Origin of the sequence: Mesorhizobium sp. M0563 (assembly GCF_040321065.1) — a bacterium.
Taxonomy (GTDB): domain Bacteria; phylum Pseudomonadota; class Alphaproteobacteria; order Rhizobiales; family Rhizobiaceae; genus Mesorhizobium.
Genome location: NZ_JAMYQV010000001.1, coordinates 186,017 through 211,462, shown reverse-complemented (window position 1 = coordinate 211,462; position 25,446 = coordinate 186,017). Strand labels below are relative to the sequence as shown.

General features: G+C 63.4%; 27 protein-coding genes, 1 tRNA gene and 1 riboswitch. Of the genes, 8 read left to right on the top strand and 20 right to left on the bottom strand.

What is annotated here, in order from left to right:
• Positions 1–94: 94 nt before the first annotated feature.
• Positions 95–898 (top strand): creatininase family protein, encoded by an 804-nt coding sequence (locus NKI50_RS01025; RefSeq protein WP_023719903.1) that lies wholly within the window; start codon positions 95–97, stop codon positions 896–898.
• On the opposite strand, the gene NKI50_RS01020 is transcribed toward NKI50_RS01025, so the two are convergent.
• Together NKI50_RS01020 and cobD are read right to left on the bottom strand one after the other, a co-directional pair.
• Positions 899–1,408, bottom strand: coding sequence for a tyrosine phosphatase family protein (locus NKI50_RS01020; RefSeq protein ID WP_023719902.1), 510 nt, complete (start codon positions 1,406–1,408; stop codon positions 899–901).
• Complete coding sequence (gene cobD / locus NKI50_RS01015; RefSeq protein ID WP_023719901.1) at positions 1,405–2,463, bottom strand: threonine-phosphate decarboxylase CobD; 1,059 nt, start codon at positions 2,461–2,463, stop codon at positions 1,405–1,407. The genes NKI50_RS01020 and cobD overlap by 4 nt, the downstream gene beginning before the upstream one ends.
• Here cobD and cbiB point away from each other — a divergent pair.
• Entirely contained in the window at positions 2,462–3,433 is a 972-nt protein-coding gene (gene cbiB, locus NKI50_RS01010) for an adenosylcobinamide-phosphate synthase CbiB (protein WP_352639615.1), read from the top strand. The two genes, cobD and cbiB, sit on opposite strands and share 2 nt — an antisense overlap.
• Positions 3,434–3,872: 439 nt before the next feature.
• On the opposite strand, the gene cobO is transcribed toward cbiB, so the two are convergent.
• From cobO to NKI50_RS00990, 4 genes are read right to left on the bottom strand one after another with little or no spacing between them, the layout of a single operon-like run.
• Positions 3,873–4,496, bottom strand: coding sequence for a cob(I)yrinic acid a,c-diamide adenosyltransferase (cobO, locus tag NKI50_RS01005; protein ID WP_352483070.1), 624 nt, complete (start codon positions 4,494–4,496; stop codon positions 3,873–3,875).
• 1 nt (position 4,497) lies between these two features.
• Positions 4,498–5,019, bottom strand: coding sequence for a bifunctional adenosylcobinamide kinase/adenosylcobinamide-phosphate guanylyltransferase (cobU, locus tag NKI50_RS01000; RefSeq protein ID WP_352483069.1), 522 nt, complete (start codon positions 5,017–5,019; stop codon positions 4,498–4,500).
• On the bottom strand, positions 5,012–5,794 hold the full coding sequence (locus NKI50_RS00995) for a CbtA family protein (protein ID WP_023720717.1): 783 nt from the start codon (positions 5,792–5,794) through the stop codon (positions 5,012–5,014). The genes cobU and NKI50_RS00995 overlap by 8 nt, the downstream gene beginning before the upstream one ends.
• A 15-nt stretch (positions 5,795–5,809) precedes the next feature.
• Positions 5,810–5,989, bottom strand: coding sequence for a CbtB domain-containing protein (locus NKI50_RS00990; RefSeq protein ID WP_023720718.1), 180 nt, complete (start codon positions 5,987–5,989; stop codon positions 5,810–5,812).
• A 36-nt stretch (positions 5,990–6,025) separates the two neighbouring features.
• Positions 6,026–6,221, bottom strand: a riboswitch (cobalamin riboswitch).
• A 140-nt stretch (positions 6,222–6,361) separates the two neighbouring features.
• Between NKI50_RS00990 and NKI50_RS00985 the strand changes: the two genes are divergently transcribed.
• On the top strand, positions 6,362–7,555 hold the full coding sequence (locus NKI50_RS00985) for an aromatic ring-hydroxylating oxygenase subunit alpha (RefSeq protein WP_352715090.1): 1,194 nt from the start codon (positions 6,362–6,364) through the stop codon (positions 7,553–7,555).
• Here NKI50_RS00985 and NKI50_RS00980 read toward each other — a convergent pair.
• Positions 7,534–8,733, bottom strand: coding sequence for an MFS transporter (locus NKI50_RS00980; RefSeq protein WP_023720721.1), 1,200 nt, complete (start codon positions 8,731–8,733; stop codon positions 7,534–7,536). The genes NKI50_RS00985 and NKI50_RS00980 overlap by 22 nt on opposite strands.
• Before the next feature lie 247 nt (positions 8,734–8,980).
• Here NKI50_RS00980 and NKI50_RS00975 point away from each other — a divergent pair, with 247 nt between their 5' ends.
• Complete coding sequence (locus tag NKI50_RS00975) at positions 8,981–9,979, top strand: heparan-alpha-glucosaminide N-acetyltransferase (protein ID WP_352483067.1); 999 nt, start codon at positions 8,981–8,983, stop codon at positions 9,977–9,979.
• A 16-nt stretch (positions 9,980–9,995) separates the two neighbouring features.
• Entirely contained in the window at positions 9,996–10,502 is a 507-nt protein-coding gene (locus NKI50_RS00970) for a methyltransferase family protein (RefSeq protein ID WP_352483066.1), read from the top strand.
• Between the two features lie 19 nt (positions 10,503–10,521).
• Here NKI50_RS00970 and NKI50_RS00965 read toward each other — a convergent pair whose 3' ends face one another.
• Positions 10,522–10,908 carry a MerR family transcriptional regulator gene (locus NKI50_RS00965; protein WP_023676566.1) on the bottom strand — a complete coding sequence of 129 codons (387 nt, stop codon included), beginning with the start codon at positions 10,906–10,908 and terminating at the stop codon, positions 10,522–10,524.
• A gap of 139 nt (positions 10,909–11,047) precedes the next feature.
• A complete protein-coding gene (gene mgtE / locus NKI50_RS00960) occupies positions 11,048–12,466 on the bottom strand; it encodes a magnesium transporter (protein ID WP_023720724.1) in 1,419 nt (472 codons plus the stop codon).
• A 277-nt stretch (positions 12,467–12,743) separates the two neighbouring features.
• Between mgtE and NKI50_RS00955 the strand changes: the two genes are divergently transcribed.
• The gene (locus NKI50_RS00955; RefSeq protein WP_156948157.1) at positions 12,744–12,965 is read left to right on the top strand and encodes a hypothetical protein; all 222 of its coding nucleotides are present in this window, start codon (positions 12,744–12,746) and stop codon (positions 12,963–12,965) included.
• Positions 12,966–13,162: 197 nt separating this feature from the next.
• Here NKI50_RS00955 and NKI50_RS00950 read toward each other — a convergent pair whose 3' ends face one another.
• Complete coding sequence (locus tag NKI50_RS00950; RefSeq protein WP_031194498.1) at positions 13,163–13,645, bottom strand: SRPBCC family protein; 483 nt, start codon at positions 13,643–13,645, stop codon at positions 13,163–13,165.
• On the bottom strand, positions 13,642–13,959 hold the full coding sequence (locus NKI50_RS00945) for an ArsR/SmtB family transcription factor (protein WP_023720727.1): 318 nt from the start codon (positions 13,957–13,959) through the stop codon (positions 13,642–13,644). Before NKI50_RS00945 ends, NKI50_RS00950 begins: the two co-directional genes overlap by 4 nt.
• 430 nt (positions 13,960–14,389) lie before the next feature.
• On the opposite strand from NKI50_RS00945, the gene NKI50_RS00940 reads away from it, so the two are divergent.
• A complete protein-coding gene (locus tag NKI50_RS00940) occupies positions 14,390–15,211 on the top strand; it encodes a phosphatase PAP2 family protein (RefSeq protein ID WP_023720728.1) in 822 nt (273 codons plus the stop codon).
• Between the two features lie 165 nt (positions 15,212–15,376).
• On the opposite strand, the gene NKI50_RS00935 is transcribed toward NKI50_RS00940, so the two are convergent.
• A tRNA-Leu gene (locus NKI50_RS00935) sits at positions 15,377–15,461 on the bottom strand.
• A 177-nt stretch (positions 15,462–15,638) separates the two neighbouring features.
• Between NKI50_RS00935 and lipB the strand changes: the two genes are divergently transcribed.
• Positions 15,639–16,382: a lipoyl(octanoyl) transferase LipB gene (gene lipB / locus NKI50_RS00930; RefSeq protein ID WP_352483062.1), complete on the top strand. Its 744-nt coding sequence runs from the start codon at positions 15,639–15,641 to the stop codon at positions 16,380–16,382.
• Positions 16,383–16,787: 405 nt separating this feature from the next.
• Here the strand turns inward: lipB and NKI50_RS00925 are convergent, their stop codons facing one another.
• The 8 genes from NKI50_RS00925 to nuoN form a co-directional block, all read right to left on the bottom strand.
• The gene (locus NKI50_RS00925; protein ID WP_023720730.1) at positions 16,788–17,471 is read right to left on the bottom strand and encodes an ABC transporter ATP-binding protein; all 684 of its coding nucleotides are present in this window, start codon (positions 17,469–17,471) and stop codon (positions 16,788–16,790) included.
• Positions 17,468–18,754, bottom strand: coding sequence for a lipoprotein-releasing ABC transporter permease subunit (locus tag NKI50_RS00920; RefSeq protein ID WP_352483059.1), 1,287 nt, complete (start codon positions 18,752–18,754; stop codon positions 17,468–17,470). Before NKI50_RS00920 ends, NKI50_RS00925 begins: the two co-directional genes overlap by 4 nt.
• Positions 18,751–20,079 carry a proline--tRNA ligase gene (gene proS, locus NKI50_RS00915; protein WP_352639618.1) on the bottom strand — a complete coding sequence of 443 codons (1,329 nt, stop codon included), beginning with the start codon at positions 20,077–20,079 and terminating at the stop codon, positions 18,751–18,753. The genes NKI50_RS00920 and proS overlap by 4 nt, the downstream gene beginning before the upstream one ends.
• A 560-nt stretch (positions 20,080–20,639) precedes the next feature.
• A complete protein-coding gene (locus NKI50_RS00910; protein WP_023720733.1) occupies positions 20,640–20,924 on the bottom strand; it encodes a DUF1467 family protein in 285 nt (94 codons plus the stop codon).
• On the bottom strand, positions 20,921–21,325 hold the full coding sequence (gene mce / locus NKI50_RS00905) for a methylmalonyl-CoA epimerase (protein ID WP_352483057.1): 405 nt from the start codon (positions 21,323–21,325) through the stop codon (positions 20,921–20,923). The genes NKI50_RS00910 and mce overlap by 4 nt, the downstream gene beginning before the upstream one ends.
• 97 nt (positions 21,326–21,422) lie before the next feature.
• Positions 21,423–23,093: a ribonuclease J gene (locus tag NKI50_RS00900; protein ID WP_023720735.1), complete on the bottom strand. Its 1,671-nt coding sequence runs from the start codon at positions 23,091–23,093 to the stop codon at positions 21,423–21,425.
• Positions 23,094–23,177: 84 nt separating this feature from the next.
• On the bottom strand, positions 23,178–23,999 hold the full coding sequence (locus NKI50_RS00895) for a biotin--[acetyl-CoA-carboxylase] ligase (protein ID WP_023720736.1): 822 nt from the start codon (positions 23,997–23,999) through the stop codon (positions 23,178–23,180).
• A gap of 4 nt (positions 24,000–24,003) precedes the next feature.
• Positions 24,004–25,440 carry an NADH-quinone oxidoreductase subunit NuoN gene (gene nuoN / locus NKI50_RS00890; RefSeq protein ID WP_023720737.1) on the bottom strand — a complete coding sequence of 479 codons (1,437 nt, stop codon included), beginning with the start codon at positions 25,438–25,440 and terminating at the stop codon, positions 24,004–24,006.
• Between the last annotated feature and the right edge of the window lie 6 nt (positions 25,441–25,446).

Genomic DNA, 25,446 nt, shown 5'->3' with positions numbered 1-25,446 from the left:
CGGCTGGAATCGACAGGCCGATGATCTCAAGTTACACGACAAAGGTTGGTGCCGCCCCTCATCAAGCGCGCATCCAGTCTCTTCGAGGTAAAAAATGGCCGGAACAAAAAAACGCGTATGGTGGGGTGACTACCGGACCACCGAATACGCGACCGTCGATCCTGAGGCGACCATTGCCGTTCTGCCGCTGGCGGCGATCGAGCAGCACGGGCCCCATCTGCCGGTTTCGACCGACACCTCGATCATGAACGGCATGCTGGAAACGGTGATCGCGCGCCTGCCCGGCGATCTCGACATCCGCATCCTGCCGGTTCAGGCGGTGGGCAAGTCGAACGAGCATTTGCATGCGCCCGGCACCCTCACTCTGCCGGCGACGACCCTGGTCGAGGCGTGGACCGAACTTGGCCTGTCGGTCGCACGCGCCGGCGTGCGAAAACTGATTGTCGTCAACTCGCATGGCGGCAATGAGGAGATCATGGGCATCGTCACCCGCGAATTGCGCGTGCGGGCAAAGATGCTGGCGGTAAAGACCAGCTGGCAACGGTTTGGCCGGCCGGCCGGCATGTACACCGACCTCGAAGACCGCCACGGCATTCATGGCGGCGACGTCGAGACCTCGCTGATGCTGCACTTCCGGCCCGACCTCGTCGACATGGCCAAGGCCGACAATTTCGTCTCCAAGGTTGCGCGCGCCGAAAAGGAATTTTCGCTGCTGCGCCACACCGGAACGCACGCCTTCGCCTGGATCGCCAGCGACCTCAACCCAAATGGCGTGGTCGGCGACGCCAGCATTGCAACCGCCGAAAAAGGCCGGCTCACCGCCGAGCATCAGGCCGACGGCTTCATCAGCTTGCTGAAGGACGTGCGCAAGGCAAAACTGGCGGATTGGCTGGCGTAACTAGCCCTCGATCCTCAGCGCAAACGGCGTGCCCTCAAACGCTTCGGCGCCGCGCCCGATCGCCTCGATGGCGCGGCTCATGCGGCCGTCGCGCTCGAGCAGTGCGTCGGCAATTGCGATCAGCCGCGGATTGGGTGTCGCCGTGGGCGACAGCGCGCGCAGCGTCTTGGCCAGTTCGGCTTCGTCGCGCTTCGGCGCCAGCGCTGCCGCGATAATGTAGGCCGAGGCGGTCGACCGGCTGATGCCGGCATAGCAATGCACCACCAGCGGCCGCGAGCGATCCCATTGGCGGGCGAAATCGAGCAGGTTCAAGACATGCTCCTCGCCCGGCATGGTCATGCCCTCCTGCGCTACCGCAATGTCGTGCATGACTAGGTGCAGATGGTTTTCCCTGGTGATCGAGGCCGGCCGCATCACCTCCGTGCCGGCAGCGAGCAGCGAAAGCAGCCGCCCGGCCCCGGTCTTCGTCACCGTTTCCTCGACTTTGGACAGCGAGCAGACATGGATCATTGGATCGTTTCTCCCTTGGCATCATCGTCGCGCCGCGAGGCCCAGCCGGCAAGCGCTGATTCGAGCCGCCGCCATTCTTCGTCGGCTCCCGGTAGGCCGGCGCGCAACACATCCGGCCGGTCGGCGAAATGCCGAAGCAGGATGCCGCGCTGGCCGAGCACCGAAAACAGGCGGGCGGCGTTCGCCAGCCTGATATAGCGGAACAGCGCGGTGCCAGCGGCGACAGGCACGCCGAACCGGCCGAACAGCGCATCGAGCCGTGCGGCATCCTCGGCCAATCGGCGCCGCATCCCGGCCTGCCAGCCGGTATCGGCAAGCGCCCTTATGCCATATTCGAGCGCCGGCCCGGAAATCGCCCATGGCCCGAATTGCGCCTGCAGCCGCTCGACCGTCAGCGCGTCGGTCAATGCAAAGCCAAGCCGCAGGCCGGCCAGGCCGAAGAACTTGCCGAACGAGCGCAGCACGACGATGCCGCCCTGGTCGACGTCGCCAGCGAGACTTTCGCTGCGTGGGCCGACATCCATGAAGGCCTCGTCGATGACCAGCAGCCCGCCTCTGGCGCGCAATTTTGCGGCAAGTCGAAGCAGCCTTTCGCGCTCGACGACGCGCCCGTCCGGGTTGTTGGGATTGACGACGACGGCAAGGTCGGCCGCCGCCAAGGCTTCGAAATCATCGACTTCAGCCGCTGCATGGCCGGCGATCGCCGCTGCCCGCCGATGCTCGGCATAAGTCGGCCCGAGCACCAGCGCCTTACCTGGGCCGACCAGCGAAGCGACGCGCGGCAACAGGATCTGCGTGCCGGGCGCCGCTGCGACATTCGCCGCCGACGGCACGCCATAGGCGCTTGCCGCGACTTCGGCCAATTCACGGGCACGCGCTGCTTCCGGCAATCGCGACAGGGCGGTGGCGGGCAAATCGAAAAGCGGGTAGGAGTGCGGATTGATCCCGGTCGAGAGGTCGACGAAAGGCAGCGGCGCGTGAGCGAAAAGCGCCCTCGCCCGGCCAAGGCTTCCGCCGTGGTCCACTGCCGCCGTCACTCCATCAAGAGACTTCATGTCGATCCTGATCACTTTCCTGTCGCTGGCCATCGAACTTGTACTCGGCTACCCGGCCCAGCTCTTCGATGCCATTGGCCATCCCGTCACCTGGTTCGGCAGGCTGATATCCTTTCTCGACCGCAGGCTCAACCGCGCCACTGATTCCGACGCCCAGCGTCGCCGCTGGGGCGTCTTCGCGCTGCTGGTCATCGTGCTGGTGCCGGCCGCCCTCGCCTTCTGGATCGAAGCCATGCTTTGGAGCATTCCCCTCGGCTTGTTGGTCATCGCAATCCTGGCGACGTCGCTGCTGTCGCAGAAGAGCCTGGCCGAGCATGTCGAAGCGGTGGCCGACGCCCTCGACAGCGGCGGACTGGACATGGGCCGCATTGCCGTCTCGCGGATCGTCGGCCGCGACCCGGAAAAGCTCGACAGGGCCGCTGTCTGCCGCGCCGCGATCGAAAGCCTGGCCGAGAACTTCTCCGACGGCGTCGTCGCGCCGGCGTTCTGGATCGGCGTTGGCGGGCTCGCCGGCGGCGTCGCCTACAAGGCCGCCAACACCGCCGATTCGATGATCGGCCACCGCACCCCGCGCCACGAGGCCTTCGGCTGGGCAGCGGCGCGCTTCGACGATTGGATCAACCTGCCGGCATCACGGCTGACGGCGCTGCTGATCGTGCTTGCCGCTTTCCTGGTCAAGGGCGCCGATGCCAAAGCCGCCTGGCATGCTGTGCGGCGCGATGCGAAAAAACACCGCTCGCCCAATGCCGGCTGGCCGGAAGCAGCGATGGCCGGTGCGCTCGGCCTGGCGCTCGCCGGCCCCCGTTCCTATGACGGCGTCATGGTCGAAGACGCGTTGATGGGCGAAGGCGGCCGCCGCGACGATATCGAGAGCACCGACATCCGACGGGCGCTGAAACTTTACCGGGTCGCCGACTTACTGCTGATCGCGCTGTTCGGGGTGATCGCAGTGGTTGTTATCTTGGCGTGACCTGCGCCCGAGATCGAGCGGAAACAAAAAACCCGCCAAGCGGCGGGTCGTTGGAGCCAGTTAGCACCATAGCGAGATTAGTACCATAGCTGCCGGCACAAAGCAAGAACAAAATTGCTGTGCCCAAAGAATAATCGCCCCAGCTTTGCGCTTCTCATTCCCTGCCTTTGACGTTCGAGGTTGGCGAAATCCGAAGCGCCATCCAATCTCCCCCCTCGCGGGGGAGATGTCCGGCAGGACAGAGGGGGGCGCGAAGGATCGCCAGCCTCTTGACCGTTCACCTGCTAATGACGGTCTGACGACGTAGTTGTCTCCGACTGACAGGCCGAGGGACAGTGCCCCCCTTTGCCCTGCCGGGCATCTCCCCCACAAGGGGGGAGATCGGCAGCTTCGCCGGCGCCGCCTGCTCCGAAACGCCCTTCCCCGATCGCCAAACCCCTCAGAACTCTATCCCTTGCTGCGCCTTCACGCCGGCGGAGAAGTGGTGCTTGGTCACGCCCATCTCGGTGACCAGATCGGCTGCCTCGACCAATACCGGCTTGGCATTGCGGCCGGTGACGACGACATGCAGGCCCTCGCGACGCGCCTTCAGCGCTGCGACCACCTTTTCGAGGTCGAGATAATCGTAGCGCAACGCGATGTTGAGTTCGTCGAGCACCACGAGGCTGATCGACGGCTCGGCCATCAGCTCGAGCGCCTTGGCCCAGGCGGCCTCAGCGGCCGCGATGTCGCGCTTCAGGTCCTGCGTTTCCCAGGTAAAGCCCTCGCCCATGGCGTGCCAGACGACGCGGTCGCCGAAGCAGGCAAAAGCATCCTTCTCGCCGGTGTGCCATTTGCCTTTGATGAACTGGACGACGCCGACGCGCTTGCCGTAGCCGAGCATTCTGAGCGCCAGCCCGAAGGCGGCCGTGGTCTTGCCCTTGCCCGGACCGGTGTTGACGATCAACAGCCCTTTCTCGACCGTCTTGGCTGCAACCTCGGCGTCCTGCACCGCCTTGCGCTTGGCCATCTTCGCGCGGTGGCGTTCCTCGTCCTTGGGATCGATGTGGTCGGTATCAGCCATGTCATTTCACCCTGAGCGGCAGCCCCGCCACCATCAAAAGCACGGTGTCAGCGACGGCGGCAACGTCCTGGTTCAACCGGCCGGCCGCGTCGCGAAACCGTCTTGCCAGCGCATTCTCCGGCACGATGCCCTGGCCGACCTCGTTGGACACCACGAACCAGGGTCCACGCGGCCGCGACAGCACATCTGCCAGCCTTCGGCATTCGGCCTCGACATCATGTTCGGCCAGCATATGGTTGGTCAGCCACAGCGTCAGGCAATCGATCAGCACCGGCTGGCCGTCAGGCAGTGCCTCGATCGCGCCGGCAAGGTCGAGCGGCGCCTCGATGGTCGTCCAGCCGGCGCTGCGGCGCGAGCGGTGCAGCGCGATCCGTTCGCGCATCTCCTCGTCATAGGCTTGCGCCGTCGCGATATAGCTCCATGGCGCCGGACAGGCACTCACCAGCCTCTCGGCATGCACGCTCTTGCCGGAGCGCGCACCGCCGATGATCAGGGTCAGCGCCCCGGCAGCGCGGTCAGGCAAAGCTGTCGCGCAGGCTGGTCGCCGTGCCGGTGAAGCGGCCGCGCACCACGCCGACGACCGCGCCGAGCACCAGCCAGAACACCAGATTGGTCAGCGTCACCGCCACCACGAACTGATGATGCAGGCCTTCCGGGATTGTCGTCTCGAAGCTGTCGGGCTGCGGCGCGCCGACAATATGCGGCGCCACCATCAACGCCACGGCAAGGACCGCCAGCGGCAGCGATCTGCGGAAGGCGAGCAGGCCGAGACCGGCGGCGGTCGCCACCACCGTTGCCCACCACCAGATCTGGCGTTGGACAAGGTCGGCCGCCGGCATTGCCGGCAATTCCGGCGGCAGGCCGAGGCCCGGCGCCAGCGTGAACACGGCAAAGCCGGCAAGCCCCCAGAACAGGCCCTGGCGCCAATTGCCGATGCCGCCGGCGAACTCCGAAACCGCAACCAGGACCAACGCGAAGCCGATGCCGGTGACGATATTGGCAACGACGCTGAAGGCAAAGCGTTCGAAACCGTCGGCCGGCGCCCAGCCTTCGTCCTCCGCCGGAGCCATTGCTTCAGCCGGTGCCGGCGCGGCGCTGCTTATAGCCATCGTGCCCCCGGCGTTTTCGACCGGTGCCGCAGGTGCCGCGGCATGGTCATGGCCGCCGCCGGCCTGTTCGTAGACTTCCGCCTTCAGGATCAGCGGCACCGTGGCATAGGCCTGCATGCAGGCGAGAACGACGCCGGCCACGAGCCCTGCGATCGCCGCGATGAACACGACGTTGCGAAACAGTGTCATGATGTCAGCCCCTTGTCAGTGGCAGGGAAAGCCCATCGAGTGGCGATAGTCGTGGGCGGCATTGTGGACCGCATCGATGTGCGAGAAGCCGACAAAGCCCATGACGAAAATGCCGAGGAATGCAGCAAGCGCCAGCTGCATGAAACGCGACTGCGAGGAGACGGAAGCGCCGAGCGAGACGGAAGCGGTATTCATGTCTTGTCCTTTCGCCCTCCACCCGAGGGCATAGAAGTCAGTTTCCTGTCGCCGGCAGGTCTCCTGGCTCGCGGATCAGCGCCCTTCCCCACCTTCCCGAAGAAAATCTTCAGTGGCATATGGAGAGGACTACCGCACACAGTTGCGGGGGCAGCCACGGCATTGGGCAAGAATTTCGCCCGCACCGCATTCCCTCTTGGTTCCAAACGGAACCGACGACATCAGCGACTATAGGCAGAATCGCCGCGCCCGGCAAACCAAATTCCGCCGGATCGTGTGGCGAATGCGCCGCCTCGCCAAGCTCGCCGGCCGGCGCCGCAATTGACAATTCTCACAGCCGGGTGTCGGCTGGCGGATGGGGAGGAAGCCGGCATGCAACCCAGCCCGAATGAGCGCGGTCCCTATAACGGCCTGACGCAGGCCGAGCCGACGCTGCCGTCATCGGCCTATTGGGACATCGCAGGCTATCAGCGCGATCTCGAGGCCATCTGGTATCGCAACTGGCTGCTGGTCTGCCGCGAGGCCGACCTTGCCCAGCCGCTGGCATTCAGGACGTTTCGCATAGGCACGCAGGAGATCGTCGTGCTGCGCGACGAGACCGGCGAATTGCGCGCCTTCCACAACACCTGCCGGCATCGCGGCTCGCAGCTTTGCCAGCAGAGCGAAGGACGGCTGAAGGCGCGGCTCATCACCTGCCCCTACCACGCCTGGTCCTATTCGCTGCGCGGCGATCTGGTGCGCGTGCCATCGAAATCGCTGCCGGACGGTTTCGACAAGGCCGATCATCCGCTCTACCGCGTAGCACTGTCGGTGTGGAGCGGTTTCGTTTTCGTCAACCTCGCGGAAGACGCTGCCGGTTCGGCTGAAACATCCTTCGATCCGGCATCCGGCAACCTCGCCAACTGGCCGCTGGAAACGCTGCTGAGCGGCCATGTGCTGCGCAAGGTTATGAACTGCAACTGGAAGATATTTTGGGAGAACTTCAACGAGTGCCTGCACTGCCCTGGCGTCCACAAGGACCTGTCGCGGCTGGTGCCGATCTATGGCCGCGGCCTGATGGGCCGGCACGACGACCCCGAATGGGCGCGCCACGCCGACAATGACGCGCCGGAATTTGCCGGCGGCTTGCGGGCCGGGGCCGAAACCTGGTCGCGCGACGGGCGCGTCCACGGCTCGGTCTTTTCGAGCCTGACGCCGGCCGAGCGTGCTGCCGGGCAGACCTATGCCACCAACTTGCCGTCGATGTTCGTCGTCGGCCATGTCGACTATGTCAGGACCGTGCGGCTGGTGCCGCTTGGGCCGGAGCAGACCGAACTCACCGCCGAATGGCTTTTTTCGCCCGAAGCGCTCGTCGATCCGGCTGCGGATATCGACAACATCGTCGCCTTCGGTACCCAGGTGCTGGAGGAAGACGCTGATATCTGCGAGGTCAACCAGAAGGGCCTGCGCTCGATGCGCCATAAGGCCGGCGTGCTGATGCCCGAGGAATATGATTTGCACCGCTTCCACAACTGGGTGCGCGAGCGGCATGCGGCGCTTGAACATCAAAGCGATTTGGGCAGATAGCGCCAAGTGACGAAGCCGCAGACCGCCGCCAGCAGGCCGAGCGTCGCGAAAACCGCGCCCAGGCCGAAGAACGCCAGCACCACTGAATAGACCAGCGGCGGCGTCAGCTCGGAAAAGTCGAGATAGGTGCGGTAGACCGCCGCCATCTGCGCCCGCTCATACGAGCGCACCGAGCGCATGAACGCGGTCGAGCCCAGCGCATCGAGCGCGATGGTGAAGAAGGCACCGCAAAGCAGCAACGCGCCGGTGACGAGCGGCGCGGCCTCGCCGACGGCGCCGGCCGCCAGCAGCGTCGCCGACATGGCGAAATAGGCAAACGTCATGGTGCGCCGGCCGCCGAAACGCTTTCCCGCCCTGCCCCAGAAGATGGCCATGAACAAAAGCGCATTGCCGGCCGAAACCAAGAGGCCACCGGCGAGCTCGCCCTCGCCGGTGATCACCATGAACAGCGGCCCATAGACAAAGAACGTCGTCCAGAAGCAGGAACGGCCGAAGGCGATCAGCCAGGCCAGCCTCAGCCTTGGCTGCGCGACGAAGCGGCCGATATTGGCCAGCGGATTGACCGGCCGCGTCTTGCCCGGGCGGATCGACGGGTTGTCGCCAAGCCGGTAGGTCCAGAACAGCGCCAGCAGGGCCATGGCGAAGACGGCCACCGCGCTATGCGCGGCATAGATGCCGAAACGCGTGTAGAGGAAAATGCCGAGCGTCGGCCCGGCGGTCCAGGCAAGCATCGACCACGCCATGCGCAGCGACTCGGCCTGCATGAAATCGGTCTTGCGGATGTGGTCCATGATGTAGAGGTTGAGCGTGATCGCCAGCGCGCTGGCGCCGATGACGCGGCAGAGCATGCCGACCGTTTGGCCAGCAAGCGTATGAGTGACGAAGAACAGCGAGCCGACGGCCAGCAGGCAGGCACCGGCGGTATAGACCCAGCGCCGGGCAAAGCGCCGGATCAACATCGGCATGAACAGCGTCGCCGAGAGGCCGAGCATTGCCACGACCGTGTAGAGGATCGAGACGATCTGCTCGTTGTGCAGGATCTCATAGGCCTGGATCGGGATGACGCTGGAGACGGTGGCGCGCGCGAACGATTCGACCGCATAAAGCGAGGCGAAGGTGCGTGCATCCGCCGGCCGCAAGGCCGCAAGCCAGATAGGATGGCGCACATGGGTAGCCATTGCTTTCCCCGAAGCAGAATCGCCCAAAGCAGGGTTTGGAGCACAAATCTGCCGCGGCGATTCCTGGCCGGGTAACAGGAAACCGACGCCTTCACGGCAAAAAGCGAAGCCGGCCAAAGGCTTTCCGGCTCTGGCCTAAAGCGAGTTCTAATGCTGACCCGCGCCAACGCGACGCGAGGACTGCTTCTTTTGACGGTGGCAACCGTGATAGTCGTCTTGCCGGGGCTGAACCAAGACAGCGAGACCGATGAGCATCGCCACGCCGACCACCGCCGTTCAGGATCAACCGAAGGCGAAGCGCATCGCCGCCATCGACATCGCACGCGGCATCGCTTTGCTTGCCATGGCGAGCTATCATTTCACCTGGGATCTCGAATTTTTCGGCTACACCGATCCCGGCCTCACCGCCTTCGGCTGGTGGAAAATCTACGCGCGCTGCATCGCCTCGAGCTTCCTGTTCCTGGTCGGCGTCAGCCTCTATCTCGCCCATGGCAAGAAAATCCGCTGGACAGGCTTCTGGAAGCGCTTCGCCATGGTTGCCGGGGCGGCTCTCGCAATATCGCTGGTCACCCGAATCGCCACGCCCGACGGCTTCGTTTTTTTCGGCATATTGCACGAGATCGCGCTCGCCAGCCTGCTCGGCCTGGCGTTCCTGCGGCTGCCGGCGCTGCTGACACTGCTTGTCGCGGCGTTTGTCATCGCGGCGCCCTTCTACCTCAGATCCGAGGCCTTCGATCATCCGGCTTTGTGGTGGGTCGGTCTATCGGCGACCAATCCGCACTCCAACGACTATGTTCCGCTGCTGCCCTGGTTCGGCGCCGTGCTTGCCGGCATCGCGGTTACCAAACTCGCCGCCACCTCCGGCGTGCTGACCCGTCTGTCGGCCATGACGCCAGGCCGCTGGGCAAACCCGCTGGTCTTCATCGGCCGGCACAGCCTTGCCTTTTATCTGATCCATCAGCCGCTGCTGATCGGCTCGGTCTGGCTGTTTTCGCAATTCATGCCGGCGCGGGTCGAAAGCAGGGAGGTGAACTTTCTGAAATCCTGCCAAATATCCTGCGAGCAGGCGCGCGACACCGAGTTCTGCTCCAGCTATTGTGCCTGCATGCTGGACACTCTCCAGGGCGAAGCCTCGCTTGACCGGCTCTACAGCAACGACCAGTCCCCGGAGTGGAAGGCGCATATTGGCGAGCTCGCCGGCACCTGCACCGCCCAAACCGAGACGGCGGAACCGAGAACGCGCTAATCGAGGGAGGACAACAATGACCGACAGTCACCCGAAACCCGTGCAGCAAAATCCTGGGCAGCCGAAGCTGGGGCACATCCCATGGCCGCCGCTGATCTATGTCGCCGCCATCATCGTCAGCGTCGCGCTAGGGTTTTTCTATCCACTGCCGTGGATCGGCGATCTTCTCGGCGACATCCTGTTCGCCGCCGGCCTTGTGGGGTTGGTGGCGGTCGCCGCGCTCTGGTTCACCGCGATCCGCACCATGATCCGCGCCAAAACGACGCTCAACCCCAACGGCGTGCCGGACCATCTGGTGACCACCGGACCCTTCGCCGTCAGCCGCAACCCGATCTACCTCGCCAACACATTGCTGCTGGTCAGCCTCGCCTTTGTCTCGGGGATCGCCTGGTTCCTGCCGCTCGCGGTCATCGCGGCGTTCCTGACGCAGAAGCTGACGATCGAGAGCGAGGAGAAGGTGCTGACGGCCAAATTCGGCAAGAAGTACCGGGACTACGCCAAAAGGGTGCGGCGCTGGATTTGAGCCGGGGCTGACACCGCGCTTACGTGGTGACGCCGAGTTCAACCAGCCGCTCGACGCAGGATTCCTCGGCCTGGTCGAGCTCGGCCAGGGTCTCCTCGAGGTCGCGGCGTTTCTGGCGAAGATCCTCGCGCTTTTCCTCGATGCGCTTGATCATCAGCTTGAGTTGGCCGACCTCGCCGGGCGGCTCCCTGTACATCTGGATGATTTCGCGGATCTCGTTGATCGAGAAGCCGAGCCTCTTGCCGCGCATGATCTGGCGGATGAGATGCCGGTCCGACGGACGGAACAGCCGGGTGCGGCCGCGCCTTACCGGCTGCACCAGCCCTTCGTCCTCGTAGAAGCGCAACGTCCGCGTCGACACGTCGAATTCGCGGGTCAGCTCCGTGATCGAATAATATTCCCGCATCGCCACTCCAATGCCCCGGCCACGCCGCGAGTTCCAACTGGCCGGCGCCGCCGGCATCCAGGCGCGTACCAGAATCGGCGGACAAGGCACCTTCCAAAGCCTCGCATGGCATTTACGTAAAAGTCAATTGAGGTGCCGTTCAGCCTACGCCGAACCACCATGTGGCAAGCCCGAGAAAGGCAAAGAAACCGACGACATCGGTGACCGTAGTGACGAAAACCGCCGAAGCCACAGCCGGGTCGATCTTGAAGCGGTCGAGCAGCAGCGGGATCAGGATGCCCGCCAGAGCCGCCACGAACATGTTGATGATCATCGCCGCCGCGATGATGCCGCCGAGATTGCGATCGTGGAACCAGGCAGCCGCGACGATGCCGATCAGAATGGCGAAGATGATGCCGTTGATGAAGCCCACCCCGATTTCGCGGCGGATGATGCGGCCGGCATTGTAGATGTCGAGGTCCCTCGTCGCCAGCGCCCGCACCGTGACGGTCATGGTCTGCGAGCCGGCATTGCCGCCCATGCCGGCGACGATCGGCATCAGCACCGCCAACGCCACGATATGCTCGATGGTGCGGTCGAACAGGCCGATCACCGAAGCCGCGAGGAAGGCCGTCAAAAGGTTGACCAGCAGCCACGGCACACGCGAGCGCGAAGTCGAAAGGATGCTGTCCGAGAGTTCTTCGTCGCCGACGCCGCCCATGCGCAGCAGATCTTCCTCGGCCTCCTGCTGGATGACGTCGACGACGTCGTCGATGGTCAGCACGCCGACCAGCCGCTCGTTCTCGTCGACGACGGCAGCGGACAGAAGATCGTATTGTTCGAATTCGCGTGCCGCCTCCTCCTGGTCCATGGTGGCCGGGATGGCATGCCTGGTCTCATGCATGACCTCTTCCACCTTGACCGAGCGCTTGGTGCGCAGGATCTGGTCGAGGTCGATGGCGCCGAGCAGCTTGAAGCTCGGATCGATGACGAAGATCTGGCTGAAACGATCGGGAAGGTTGTTGTCCTCGCGCATGTAGTCGATGGTCTGGCCGATCGTCCAGAATGGCGGCACCGCGACGAACTCCGTTTGCATGCGGCGGCCGGCGGTCTCTTCGGGATAGTCGAGCGAGCGCCGCAGCCTGATCCGCTCGGTGAACGGCAGTTGCGACAGGATCTCGTCCTGGTCCTCCTGGTCGAGGTCCTCGAGGATGTAGACGGCATCGTCGGAATCGAGCTCCTGCACCGCCTGGGCGATCTGCGCATTGGGCAGATTGTCGACGATGTCACGGCGGATCGCCTCGTCGACCTCGGTCAGCGCGGAGAAATCGAAATCCTTGCCCAGCAATTCGACCAGGGCGCGGCGCTGTTCCGGGTGCAGCGCCTCGAGGAGGTGGCCGAGTTCCGACTGGTGCAGATCGTCGACTTCGCGCTTCAGCGTCAGCGTATCGCGATCGGCGATCGCGGCACCGATCTGGGTGAGAAACGACGACAGGATGACGCCGTCCTCGTCATAGATGTCGGCGCGGCGCTCCTCAGCGGCCCTGGCGCCGGTCATGTGTTCGTCCTGGCCTTCCACCAGCGCCTCCCGCCATCGGATTTCCGGATAAGGTGCCTGTCAGGTCTAGACCATGATCCTGAAAAGTGGAAACCGGTTTTCCGAAAAGATCATGGTCAAACACAAGGATGGAGCGGCGGCGCGATTTGGCTTGAGCATCGGCCTCTCTGTGCGCAACCGACGGATATCAGGCGACCTTGCGAGCTGCCGGTTGCCCAAGATTGATAATTCAAGATTGATAATTAGAGGATTCTAATTTAGCATCTCTATAATTACCGGTAATAAAGGGAGGGTGTTTATGGGGAAGTATCTGTTTACCAGTCTTGCGTTGGTTTGTTCGGGAATACTTTTGAACCCGATTACCGCCGATGCAAAGGCCTTCAAATCTTTTCAGGGCAAGGAATGCAAGCCTGACTACAAACGGCTTTGCCCAATGACACCGATCGGCAAATGCGACCTTCAGAGCATGATCGAGCAGTTGTCACCCGCCTGCAAGGCTTTCGTCGAGAAGCACCGGTAATCCAGCTCTGCCATCGCCGCCGACCAACCGCCGGGCAGTCCGCGACAACGCCAGGTGTGGTGTGCCCCGGTCGGGGAATCGGTCGCCCAACAACAACAGTCCCGGTGGTCGGGCAGAACGGCATATGCTGCACCGGGAATGAGGCGAGGCCGACGGTGCGACGGCCTCGCTGGATATCGGGCTTAGAGGCCTGCCGATCAGGCAGCGTAGCGTTTGGCCTCAGCCGCGTAGGCGCCAAGGACACCGCTCCAGCCACGCTCCGATTCGAAGGCCTGGCGCGCTGCTTCTGCGGTCTCGCCCATGTTCTCCAGAAGCCGGTGCTCGAGTTCCACCCGCGTCGAATTCTCGCCGAGCGCGACAAAGCGGATGTCGACCTCGGTCAGCAATGCCGGATCGTAGCGCCAGTCGGCCCCGATACGCCAGGCGAGCGTCAGCCTCGACGGCGGATCCCAGGCGAGAACCTCGCCCCAATCGCATTCTGACCCATCCTCGCCGATCTCGTACCAGCGGCCGCCGGCTTTCGGTTCGATCACCGCGGTCGTCAGGGCGGATTTGCCGATCGAGTGCGAAGCCGGCCACCACCGTCCGAACCCTGTCGTGAACACATCGAATGCCTTGTCGAGCGGCACCTCCACGGTCACCGACTTCCTGACCGGTGCGGGCTTGATCATGGTCGTCATTTCCTCTTCTCCTTGCTGTTGTCGACTTCCCGTTTGAAGGCGTCGAGCGCATCGCCCCACATGCGATCGAGCCAGGCGCGCATCTCGCCGAGCCCATGCGGGTCGAGATGATAGATATTGCTGGCGCCCTTGGGCTCGGCACGGACCAGTCGGGCTTCCTTCAGCACTTTGAGGTGCTGCGATACCGCCGGCTGCGAGACCGGAAGCACCCGCGTCAGATCGATGACCGAGCGCGGCCGATCGGCGATGAGCTCGAACACCTTGCGGCGTGTCGGATCGGCCAAGGCCACCATTCCTGCGTAATCATAAACCATGACTTATGATAAGCTACAACTTATGATAGGTCAACCGAGGGAGTGGCGGGCCTGTGTTTAAGCAACGGGCCGGTTCGGCCCGAGGCTCCGGGGTAATTCCTTCGCGCGGGGCATGGGCAGCAATGCGGATGCAAGATTGCTCAGGGAATCAATCCACCGCATGCGAGCCGGCAGGTATCGACCACCGGGGAAAAGTAAACCTGACGGCAAGGTTTTTACCTTATCGGTGTATATGTCTCTGCGGCGAAACATTAAGAACGGGTAAATTGGCTTGGCCCTAACTACGGAAGCCTCTCGCCACAGGCCCTCAGCCATATGGCAATTGCGCCTCTCCTTGTTTATGGCAATGTACGTGTTAGGTGCATCTGCACTATATCCAGAAGTATTCCGTACATCAGCCCTAATCTATTCTCACAAGTTTCTTATTGGCATGCCGGTCTTGTTTATCGGTGGCGTCTGTTGTGCCGCGCTCATCCATGGCCGACGGCAACCGGTTCGCTACGCCCTGGATTTGGTTCAAGGGCGCTGGCGCGGCTGTCTGTTGGTGCTGCTGTTCTTCTTTGCCAGCTTGACCGCGTTCTCCACCTACAAGATCGCCATCCCGTCCGTCGTCCCATACTATGCCGACCACTGGTTAGCCGACGCTGATGAATGGTTGCACGGGATGCCGCCGTGGGAGATCGCCCATAAGCTCGACAGCAACGGGTGGTCGCTCGTCGTCTTCAACAGCTATGAAGTCATTTGGTTCTACCAGTGGTTCGGCACCATCCTTTTCGTGGCGCTCTGGTCGGACGAGATTGCGCGCATCCGCTATCTTAGCGCGGCAGCGCTGACGTTGTGCATCCTCGGAACTGTCTTGGCTTTGGCGCTGGCATCGGTCGGGCCGGTTTACTACCACCAGTTTGTTGGCGTGGATCGCTTCCACGGATTGAATGCCGCCTTGGACAGACTGGACCATAATTACATGGTGCGGGAACCCGCAGCATATCTCCTGATGGCTTACCGGAGTGGCCGGCCAAGCCTTGGCGGCGGCATCTCGGCCATGCCAAGCATGCATGTCGCCTTTGCCGCACTGAACGCCTATTTGCTGTCCTCGATCAATCTCTGGCTGGGCGCTCTGGGTTGGGCGTTTGCAGCCCTGATCCTGTACGGATCGGTGTACACTGGATGGCACTATGCCCTGGACGGCTACGTATCGATCGCTGCTGTATCTGTGATCTGGTGGGCAACCGGACGCCTGGTGCGCGAATAATTATCCACGCAAACCGCATATATGGCTACGCGCCGATGGCGTTTTCGCATCGGCCAAACTCGCGATCGCAGGCAAAAAAGCCTCGCGCCTGACAAAGACGCTCTTTGCCGTGCTCGAACTCAACGGGGCGCTTTCGAATTTAATGGTGCGGTCGAGCGAATTTAATGGTGCGGTCGAGAAGACTCGAACTTCCACGGGTTGCCCCACAGCGACCTCAACGCTGCGCGTCTACCAATTCCGCCACGACCGCACGTGGTAGGAGCCAGAACGAACCGGCCCGCGGCGTGTAGCAAATCGTTTCCGGTGAAACAAGTGCGCGGCCAGCAATAATCGGCCGGATATCGGCTTAACTCTGCAAAGCGCCGAACGTGCCCGGAACTGGACGTTTGTACCGATTGCCGCCATATGAGGGGCGAGACGAGATATCATGACAGAACGCAGCCAGATCGCCACGTCGTTCCTGCCCTCGCCCGGCTCGGCGCCGGTCGAATGGCGCATTGAGCCCGGGCTCACCGCCTATCCCGATGCGCTCGCCGTGATGGAGGCGCGCGCCGAAGCAATCCGCAGCGGCGCGGCTGGCGAGATGGTCTGGCTGGTCGAGCATCCGCCGCTCTATACCGCCGGCACCAGCGCCCGTTTCGAGGACCTGATCGAGCCGGACCGCTTCCCGGTCTTTGCCGCCGGGCGCGGCGGCGAATACACCTATCATGGGCCGGGCCAGCGCGTCGCCTATGTCATGCTCGACCTCAAGCGGCGGCGCGAGGATGTCCGCGCCTTCGTCGCGGCACTCGAACAATGGATCATCGGCACGCTGGCCGCCTTCAACGTACGCGGCGAACGCCGCGAGGACCGCGTCGGCGTCTGGGTGGTGCGGCCGGATCGCCCCGCTTTGCCCGACGGCTCGGTCGCCGAGGACAAGATCGCTGCCATCGGCATCAGGCTGAGGCGCTGGGTGAGCTTCCACGGCATTGCCATCAATGTCGAGCCGGATCTCGGCCATTTCAGCGGCATCGTGCCGTGCGGCGTCCAGGATCACGGCGTCACCAGCCTCATCGATCTCGGCCTTCCCGTAACAATGGCCGATCTCGACCTGGCGCTGAAATCAGCCTTCGAAGATGTCTTCGGCCCGGCAGCGCCTTTGCAGGTCGAGGCGGCCCGCAAAGTCGGCTGACAGAACCTCACTGAAGACCGTAGTCCTACGCTGCGCCCCTCGCCTCCGCGAAGAACGGGTCGTCAGCGTTCGAGCCATGTCTTTCAGCGCATCCTCACATCGCGCCGATCCAGATTGCCATGGAAATGAGGAACGTGCTCATGCACACCAGCGAGACGACATCCTGAACAAGATCGGTCATAGCTCTCTCCTGTTGTTAGTATGTTCGTATTTTGTTCTAGTTTTGTTCGAATGTCAACGATCGCAATCCCGGCATGGCCGGAATTGCGTGCGGTCAATTTCGGCAGGGTTAAGAAAGGGTTGAGAGGCAGATTGCCGACGGTTTCGGGCCGAGAGCGCGCACGAAAAATAGCCGGACGGCGCACGCCAGTTCGCAGGCCGGCATCACCTCGGTCTTAGCACACCCTAAAGCGGGACGACCTTGCCGTCGGCAAGCGTCACGCGGCGATCCATGCGCGAGGCAAGCTCGTGATTATGGGTGGCGATCAGCGCCGCCAGGCCGGATTGCCGGACCAGCGCTGCCAGCGCCTCGAACACATAGGAAGCAGTCACCGGGTCGAGGTTGCCGGTCGGCTCGTCGGCCAAAAGCACCAGCGGTGCGTTGGCGACGGCGCGCGCAATGGCGACGCGCTGCTGCTCGCCGCCGGAGAGCTCGGAAGGGCGATGCTGCGCCCGCTTGCCGATCTGCATGTAGTCGAGCAATTGCGCCGCCCGCTCGGCCGCCTCCTTGCGCGCCAGCCCTTTTATCAGCTGCGGCATCATGATGTTTTCCAGCGCCGAGAATTCAGGCAGCAAATGATGGAACTGGTAGACGAAGCCGACATCGTTGCGGCGGATCGCCGTGCGCTCGTCGTCGGAAAGCCGGCCGCAGGCGCGCCCCGCCAGGATCACGTCGCCGGCGTCCGGCCGTTCCAGCAGCCCGGCGGTGTGGAGCAGCGTCGACTTGCCGGTGCCCGACGGCGCCACCAGCGCCACCATCTCGCCACGCTTAAGCGAAAAATCGGCGCCGTTCAGGATGGTCAGCTTGCGCGGCCCCTGCACATAGTGCCGTTCGACGCTCTTCAGCTCGATAATGGCCTCGGCCATCATTCGTACCTCAGCGCTTCGACCGGATCGAGCCTGGCCGCCCGCCACGCCGGAAACAGTGTCGCCAGGAACGACAGCGCCAAAGCCATGAGAACGACCGAGATCGTCTCGCTGGCATCCATGCGGGCCGGCAGCTGGCTTAGGAAATAAAGCTCGGGATTGAACAGCCGCTCGTCGGCCAGCCAGGAGAAGAACTGGCGGATGCGCTCGACGTTGAGGCAGATCAAGATACCGAGCAGCACGCCGGCGATGGTGCCGACAACGCCGATCGCAGCGCCTGTCATCAGGAAGATGCGCAGGATCGCGCCGCGCGTCGCTCCCATGGTGCGCAGGATGGCGATGTCGTGGCCCTTGTCCTTCACCAGCATGATCAGGCCCGAAATGATGTTGAGCGCCGCCACCAGCACGATCAGCGTCAGGATCATGAACATGACGTTGCGCTCGACCTGCAGCGCGTCGAAGAACGTCTTGTTGCGTTGCCGCCAATCGACAAGGCTGATCGGCCGCTGCGCCGCCTCTTCGACCTTCGGCTTCAGCGCGTCGATATTGTCGGGATTGTCGGTGTAGATCTCGATCGTCTGCGCCCGGCCGTCCATGTTGAAATAAAGCTGCGCTTCCGAGAACGGCATGTAAACGATGGAGCTGTCATATTCCGACATGCCGACCTCGAAGATCGCGGTGACCGGATAGCCCTTCATGCGCGGCGTCGTGCCGAGCGGCGTGACGTCGCCCTCGGGCGAGATCAGCGTGATCGTATCGCCAAGCACAAGGCCGAGATTCTCGGCCATGCGGCTGCCGATGGCGACGCCCTCGCCGGTGTCGAAGCCGACGATCGAGCCCTCCTTGATGTTGTTGGCGACGATGGTGATCTTGCCGAGGTCCTCGCCGCGTATGCCGCGCACCAGCGCGCCGGTGCCGCCGCCGACATTGCCTTGCGCCAGCACCTGCCCGTCGATCAGCGGAATGGCGTATTTGACGCCGGGCACGCCGTTGATGCGGCCGGCGACCTGGGCATAGTCCTCCAGCGGCATGTCGAGCGGCTGCACGATCAGGTGCCCGTTGACGCCGAGGATGCGCGTCAGCAGTTCGGCGCGAAAGCCGTTCATGACCGCCATGACGACGATCAGCGTGGCAACGCCCAGCATGATGCCGAGGAAGGAGATCGAGGCGATGACCGAGATCACCGTCTCCTTGCGGCGCGAGCGCAGATAGCGCCACGCAACCATACGCTCAAAGCCGGAAAAGGGTCCTGCCCCCGAAGGTTTGGCTGCTGCCGCTTCGTTCATGCGGCGGCACCGAAACGCTTTTTCACGTCGCCGATCGGCAGCGTCTCGCGCTCGCCGGTCCTGCGGTTCTTGATCTCGACCTCGCCGGCTGCGACGCCGCGCGGCCCCACGATCACCTGCCACGGAAGTCCGATCAGGTCGGCGGTAGCGAACTTGCCTCCCGGCCGCTGGTCGGTGTCATCGTAGAGCACCTCCTTGCCGGCGGCGGCAAAGGCGGCATGCATCTCACCGCAGACGCGGTCGCATTCGGCATCGCCAGCCTTCATGTTGATCAGGCCGATGTCGAACGGCGCCACCGCTTCCGGCCAGATGATGCCGTTATCGTCATGGCTGGCCTCGATAGTCGCCGCGACCAGCCGCGACGGACCGATGCCGTAGGAACCGCCAGAGACGAAATGATCCTTGCCGTCCGGCCCGGTCACCTTGGCGCCCATCGGCTTGGAATATTTGTCGCCGAAATGGAAGATATGGCCAACCTCGATGCCGCGCGCCGAGACCTTGTCGGCTTCGGAGAGCTTTTCCCATGCCGCCTCGTCATGCATTTCGTCGGTGGCGGCATAGGGCGTCGTCCATGTCTTGACGATCTCGGCAATCTCGGCGTCATTCGAAAAGTCGGTATTCGCCCCTGGTACATCAAGCGAGAGATAGTCGCGATGGCAAAACACCTGGCTCTCGCCGGTGTCGGCCAGGATGATGAACTCATGGCTGAGGTCGCCGCCGATCGGCCCGGTGTCGGCGCGCATCGGGATCGCCTGCAGCCCCATGCGCGTGAACGTCCTGAGATAGGACACGAACATACGGTTATAAGCGGCCTTGGCGCCTTCATAATCGAGGTCGAAGGAATAGGCGTCCTTCATTAGGAATTCGCGCGAACGCATGACGCCAAAGCGCGGGCGCACCTCGTCGCGAAACTTCCACTGGATATGATAGAGGTTGAGCGGCAGGTCCTTGTAGGACTTGACGTAGGAGCGGAAGATCTCGGTGACCATCTCCTCGTTGGTCGGGCCGTAGAGCATGTCGCGATCTTGCCGGTCCTTGATGCGCAGCATCTCCTTGCCGTAGTCTTCGTAGCGGCCGCTTTCGCGCCACAGCTCGGCCGATTGGATGGTCGGCATCAGGATTTCGAGCGCGCCGGCGCGATTCTGCTCCTCGCGAATGATCCGGCAGACCTTGTCCAGTACCCGCTTGCCGAGCGGCAGCCAGGAGAAGCTGCCTTGCCCCTGCTGGCGGATCATGCCGGCGCGCAGCATCAGCCGATGCGAGACGATCTCGGCCTCGCGCGGATTTTCTTTGAGGATGGGCAGGAAATAGCGCGACAAACGCATGAACTGGTCCGTGAGAGAGGATGGCGGCGCCGGAATCGGCGCAGCGCAGGCTTGCTTGCCCCGGCTTCATAGCCATTTCATGGCGGAATGGAAACCCGGCCCAGGCGCTGCACAGACGCCGCAATTGCCGCACACGGCTTGCTGGGCGTTTCGCAAGCAACGCCTGCCGTACTATTGTGCACTGCAGCACGAGATTGCCTGTTTCCGGGCAAAATTCTTCGTGACATTTTCACCCGCCTTAGGCTAGTGTGCCCCGATAACCGAGAGGGCGGAGAAAAATCTGCCCTCCTACGCGGTCAAAGTCTTGGGAGGATGCGATCTAGGCGCGGTAACTCGCTGCCGCCGGACACCGGAAACAGATCGGACGCGTTTAAATTGCAAGGCCTCGCGCCTTGCATTTTTTTTGTGCAATCATTTGGTTAGCAAGACAGATTGCCAAACTACATGACGTTGCGTCAGCCCAAATCCGGCCCACGGCCTTTACTTGGGTTGACCTTGCTGGCTGAGCTTGATTTCAGGGCGTCGGCATAGGTCTTGGATAGCAGGCATTGGGTAGCCGGCTAATGCGCTGGGCTCTGGTTGAAATCCGGCACGATGTGCGGGATGTCGTCGATGCCGAGACCAAGCCCTCTCGTGATGCCGTAGAAGATGCCCATCAGGACCAGTGTGGCGATCGTCGTGCGCAGTGCGGCGCGCACCATATGCGGTCCGCGCGGCGCGCTCGGAACCGTACCCAGCGTCACATCCTGGTCCTCGTCCTGCGTCCGCATGCTGAACGGCAGGACGGCGAACAACACCACCCACCATGTGGCGAAGAACAGGGCGATGAAAGAGACCCAGCTCATGCTTGCTCCAGTTCGACCAGCGTGCCGAAAAAGTCCTTGGGGTGCAGAAACAATACAGGTTTGCCATGCGCGCCGGTCTTCGGATTGCCATCGCCCAGCACGCGCGCGCCGCTGGCCTTGAGACGGTCGCGCGCCGCAACAATGTCGTCAACCTCGTAGCAGACATGGTGCATGCCGCCGGACGGATTCTTCTCGAGGAATGCCGCGATCGGCGAGCCTTCGCCGAGCGGCTCCAGCAACTCGATCCTGGTATTGCCGACGTCGACGAACACCACCGTCACGCCATGCTCCGGCAGCGCCTGCGGCGCGGTCACGCGGGCGCCAAGCGTATCCCGATAGGCCGCCGCCGCCGCAGCCAGATCCGGCACGGCAAGCGCGACATGGTTGAGGCGTCCGAGCATTGACTGCGTCCTTAGGGCAGTAAGGCAATAGGGCAGTATGGGAGTAGGGAAAACTACTTTCTCCCCTACTGCCGTACTGCCCTACTCCCCTATTCCCTTACCGCGTGACGAACACCGTCACCAGCGGCTTCTTGCCCCAGGCTTCGTTGGCCGCGCCGCGCACCGCGCGCCGCACCGCCTCCTGGACCAGGTCGAGGTCTTTTCGGCGCTGGCGGGGGATGGAGTCCACGGCGCCGATTGCCGCATCGATCATCAGGTCTTCCAGGCTCTCGCCGCTGCCATCGGCCTCGGCGACGCCGATGGCGACGAGATCGGGATCGCCGGCGAGTTCGTATTTGTCGTCGAGCACGACATTGACGGCGACGTGGCCGGCGAAGGACAGCTTGCGCCGGTCGCGAATGCCCATCGCCTGGTCGGTGCCGACCAGCCTTCCGTCCTTGTAGATGCGGCCGAACGGCACCTGGTCGATGATCGCAGCCGCACCCGGATAGAGCCTGAGCATGTCGCCATCGCGCACCTGCGCCACCTGGCCGATGCCGGACGTCGACATCAGCGAGCCCTGCGCCACCAGATGCGCCGCCTCGCCATGCACGGGAACGCCGATCTGCGGCCGCACCCATTCATACATCTTGCGCAATTCGCTGCGGCGCGGATGACCGGAGACATGCACCAGCGCATCGCCGTCCTCAATGATCTTGATGCCGAGATCGATCAGGCGGTTCTTGATCTCGAGGATCGCCTTCTCATTGCCGGGAATGGTGCGCGAGGAAAACACCACCGTGTCGCCGGCAGTCAGCGCCACCGACTTCATCTCGTCGCGCGACAGCTTGGCGAGTGCGGCAAGCGGCTCGCCCTGGCTGCCGGTACAGATGATGACGAGGTTTTCGCGCGGGATGAAGCCGTAATCTTCCTCGGCGATGAATTCCGGCAAGCCGTCCATATAGCCGAGTTCATCAGCCACATCGATGACGCGCTTCATCGAGCGGCCAAGCACCAGGCACTGGCGGCCGGCATCCCGCGCTGCCTTGGCGATGGAGACGATGCGCCCGACATTGGAGGAGAAGCTGGTGACGGCGACACGGCCCTTGGCGTTCTGGATGACGCTCTTGATGCCCTCGCCCACCGCCACTTCGGACGGCGATTCCCCTTCCCGCAACGCATTGGTGGAATCGCAGATCAGCGCCAGCACGCCCTTGTCGCCATAGGCGCGGAAGCGTGACTCGTCGGTCATCGGCCCCACCGTCGGCGCCGGATCGATCTTCCAGTCGCCGGTATGGATGACGACGCCGGCCGGAGTGGTGATCGCCAGCGACATCGGCTCGGGAATGGAGTGCGCGACGGGGATGGCCTCGATCTCGAACGGACCGACGGTGAATTTCTCGCCGGCCCGGTAGATCGTCACCGGAATTTTCGGCGCCCCTTGCTCGCCCTGCCGCTTGGCTTCCAGCAGGCCGGCGCTGAACGGCGTCATCCACACCGGCGCCTTGAGCTTCGGCCAGATGTCGTGCAGCGCACCGTAGTGGTCCTCATGCGCATGGGTGATGACGATCCCGCGCAGATTGGCGACATTCTCCTCGATGAAGCGCGTGTCGGGCAGCACCAGGTCGACGCCGGGCAGGGTTGCATCGGGAAAGGTGACGCCGACATCGACGACGATCCATTCGCGCGCATTGGCCGGGCCATAGCCGTAGAGGGCGAAGTTCATGCCGATCTCACCGACACCGCCGAGCGGCACGAAGACAAGTTCGGCGTTTTCCGCTTTCGCCATGATCTTTCCTTCCTTGCCCGTCAAACTCTTGGGCCGGTCAAATTCAAGCTGGTCAAATACAGGCCAGTCAAACGTATTGGCCAGTCAACCGCCGGCCGAGGCAACCGCGCCGAAATGCACGTCGCCGGCGGCGATCGTCAGAACCGAACCTTCATCGTCGCGGATCACGAAACGGCAGTCCTCGTCAATGGTCTCGAAGGTGCCGCGCACCACATTACCGTCAATTCTGACAGCAACCTGCCCGCCAAGCCCCGCCGCACGCGCCAGCCACCGCTGCCTGACGGCGGCAAGCCCACGCCCTTCGTTCCACAGCCGAGCATTCTCGCTCCATGCATCCGACAGCGCCAGAAACAGCGTCTCGGCATCGCAAGCAGACCCCAGCGCGTTGAGCGACGTCGCTGGATAGGGCAAATCCCTGGGATAAGCCACCACATTGACGCCGATGCCGACAGCCACTGCGGAACGGCCCCCCTCCAGCATCGCCGATTCCAGTAGGATGCCGGCGAGCTTGGCGCCCGAGGCAAGCACATCGTTCGGCCATTTCAGCTCGAAACGGTTCTTGCCTTGGCTCGCACCATCGAGGCCGATCGCGATCCTGCCCTTCGGCACGACAGCGTCGAGCGCGTCGGCCAGCGCCAGTCCGGCAACGAAGCCGAGCGTCGCGGCAAGCCGAAGCTCGGTGTTGGTGATCACCAGCAGCGTCGCTGCCAGATTGCCTTCGGGCGTCGCCCAGGCGCGGCCACGGCGGCCACGCCCGGCTTCCTGCTTTTTTGAGACGACCCAGAGCTTGCCCGGATCGCCGGCCCGCGCGTGCTCCAGCGCCAGCGCATTGGTGGAGCCGACCGTGTCGTGCGCCTCGAGCCGGAACCCTTCCGAAGCCGCGGTTGGAGCCAGCCTGAATGTCATTCCGTCAGAAGAAGGTCTTGGCTGCGGCAGCGGCATAGGTTCCGATCGGGCCGCCGATCAGCACATAGAACAGCACGAAGGCGCCGCAGACGCCGAGCACGACGCGCAGTTCGGTCGCCATCGGAACGAAGCCGCCGACCGGTTCGTCGAACCACATGATCTTGATGATGCGCAGATAATAATAGGCGCCCACCACCGAGGCCAGCACGCCGATGATCGCCAGCGCGTAGAGATTGGCATTGATGGCGGCAAGGAACACGTACCATTTTCCCCAGAAGCCGGCGAGCGGCGGGATACCGGCCAGCGAGAACATCAGGATGGTGAGGATCGTCGCCATGATCGGGTTGGTCGCCGACAGGCCGGCGAGATCGCTGATCTGCTCGACATTGCCCTCCTTGCGCCGCATGGCGAGGATGAAGGCGAAGGTGCCGAGCGTCATCACCAGGTAGATCAGCATGTAGATGGCGACGCCGCGCACGCCGTCCTGGCTGTTGGCGGCAAGGCCGACCAGCGCATAGCCCATATGGCCGATGGAGGAATAGGCCATCAGCCGCTTGATGTTGGTCTGGCCGATCGCCGCAAAGGCGCCGAGCGCCATCGACGCGATCGAGATGAAGACGATGATCTGCTGCCAGTCGGCGGCGATCGGCTTGAAGGCGCCCATGGTGACGCGCACCATCAGCGCCATCGCCGCCATTTTGGGTGCCGCCGCCAGAAAAGCCGTCACCGGCGTCGGCGCACCTTCATAGACGTCGGGCGTCCACATATGGAACGGCACCGCCGAGATCTTGAAGGCAAGGCCGGCCAGCACGAAAACCAGGCCGAAGACGAGGCCGAGCTGGCGCTCGCCGCCGCTCAGCGCCGCGGCGATCTCCTGGAAGCCGGTATTGCCGGTGTAGCCGTAGACCAGCGAGATGCCGTAAAGCAGCATGCCCGACGACAGCGCGCCAAGGACGAAATACTTCAGGCCGGCCTCGGTCGAACGCAGACTGTCGCGGTTGATCGCCGCCAGCACGTAGATCGCCAGCGACTGCAGCTCGAGGCCGAGATAGAGCCCGATCATGCCGTTGGCCGAGATCATCAGCATCATGCCGAGCGTGCAGAGCAGGATCAGCACCGGATATTCGAACTTGTCGAAATGCTCCGCCTGGGCAAAGCGGACCGACATGACCAGCGTCACCGCCGAGCCGATTAGCGCCAACACCTTCATGAAGCGGGCGAACGGATCCTGGATGAAGGCTTCGCCATAGGCGTTGCCCTGCCCCGGGGAAAAGATCAGCCAGGCGCCAGCGATCACCAGCACGGCGACGGCAAGGCCGCTCACTGTGACGGTGGTGTTGGCGCGCGAATAGGCGCCGAGCATCAACAGCGCCAAGGCGCCGATGGCGAGGATCAGCTCTGGCGTCGAGAGCGACAGGCTGGAGAGAAGGTCCGGCGTCATGGTTCG